This window comes from Geobacter sp. PheSNFMC, assembly GCF_059620965.1.
On record NZ_JCAMRN010000128.1, the window covers coordinates 1 to 1,762 of the forward strand.

Genomic DNA, 1,762 nt, shown 5'->3' on the forward strand with positions numbered 1-1,762 from the left:
GCCAGATTATCTTTCAGTTTCTTGGCTGGCGGGTTGTACTGGATGAAGTGTATGGCTGCCTCGGAGAATGCCCACTTCAGATGAGCATTGCCGATCTTGGCGCCGCCGGTCCCTTTTTTCTTGCCAGCCGATTCGTGGCTGCACTTTACTAGGCGGCAGTAGGAAGCGAAGTCCTGGACCGACTCGAACCGATTGATGTCATGGATCTCGTAAAGCATCACCAGCGCCAGGATGTCGCCGACACCACGGATCGAGCGCAGCAGCAAAAGCGAGTGCCAGTTATGGCGGTGGGCCGTCTTCTCAATGTCCCATTCCAGAGCTTTGAGCACGTCGTCATAGGCATCGATCATTGCCAGATCGATTTGCACGATCTTGCGCACCTGTAGATCGGGAAAATGCTTGTCAACACCTTGCCGGTTGCTTTCAACAGCAAGATGGACGCCGATTTCCGGCAGATTGTATTGGATGGCCGTATTGTGAATGTGAGCATAAAGTTCGGCCCTCTTGCGCACCAGATGGGTTCGACGGCGCAGTAGATCGCGGGTGGCGCGCATCTCCGGCGGGTAGACGTAAGCGATAGGGAACGAGCCGCCACGTAAAAGCACCGCGATCTTGTGGGAATCGATCTTGTCATTCTTTGCCTTCCCGCCGTGAACAGCTTTCATGTACAGGGCATGACCGAGAACGAATTCGATACCTTCCTTGCGGCAGAGGTCAGCGAGCCAGTACCAGGCAAACATGCATTCCACGCCGACCACCAGGTCATCACGGAAAGGCGCTACCGTTTTCAGAAAGGCTTCCGGAGAGCTGGCAATATTCCGATGCAGCAGCACTTCGCCCCCTGCATCTAGGACGCAGACGAACATTTTCTTCGCATGAAGATCGATGCCGCAGTAATGTGTGTGTGATTTCGTGTAGAATCTCATGTGTAAGGCCTCCTTTGGAGAGTGGGTTTCGCCAAAGTCCAGCATACGGCAAAATTCCGTATGCCCAAGGGGGGCCTTACATAGTATCCAGGAAGATACACCGGGCCGAAATGCCGCCCGGTGATCTCCCGGCCCGGTGATCAGAGGAGGTGCGAGGTTTGCTATACGATTTATATAATGAGATATCTAATGCGTGTTGCATCATTACCGTGTTTTTGGGAGCAGAGAAGATAAGTCAAGGGACAGGGTTCAGTTTTTTAGCAACTGGAGAAATAATGACAGCTGCTCACGTTGTAACAGGACGATATCCTATTCGGCAAAGAGACGCCAACGACCCTGAGTTGAAGATTTTCGCAAAATTCCCGTCATATCCAGTCACTGAATACAAAGTAGGGCTGTGTTGCATCACTATCAAGGTGCCTGGCTTCCTAGAAGATGTCCAGATCGATATGGCCATTTTAGCGCCAATGACAAAAGCAACAGAATTTCCACATATTAGAGTACAAACTGCTCCACCTAAACTGGGAGAGGAAGTATTCATTGCAGGTTATTCCGACGAATTGAAGCTTCCATTTGATGTGGACAAGCTATTAGACAAAAAGATCACTGGAGCTACTGATTTCATCAATGCCATGAATAATGGCTATATGGCTGATATGACAGGGCCACTCATAAAACGAGCTGTGGTTTGTAGCGCTCCCGGTACCCTGGACACAAGATAAGAGTCACGCAGCCATCTGGAGTTGATACTCCTCGAAGGCCTGTCGTGGGCTTCTGAACCCGAGTTTTTCGACCAGCCACTTCTGGTTGTAACGACCCATGAAGTCAGCAACTGC

At 50.9% G+C, this 1,762-nt stretch carries 2 protein-coding genes and 1 pseudogene; 1 reads left to right on the forward strand and 2 read right to left on the reverse strand.

Annotated elements, in window-relative coordinates:
* The coding region (locus AC6CDK_RS17760; protein WP_496639957.1) for an IS110 family RNA-guided transposase at nucleotides 1-926 on the reverse strand (926 nt) is incomplete at its 3' end.
* A gap of 158 nt (nucleotides 927-1,084) precedes the next feature.
* Between AC6CDK_RS17760 and AC6CDK_RS17765 the strand changes: the two genes are divergently transcribed.
* Entirely contained in the window at nucleotides 1,085-1,648 is a 564-nt protein-coding gene (locus tag AC6CDK_RS17765; protein ID WP_192906050.1) for a S1 family serine peptidase, read from the forward strand.
* Nucleotides 1,649-1,651: 3 nt separating this feature from the next.
* Here AC6CDK_RS17765 and AC6CDK_RS17770 read toward each other — a convergent pair.
* Nucleotides 1,652-1,762: pseudogene (locus tag AC6CDK_RS17770) on the reverse strand (IS3 family transposase); the annotation flags it as partial.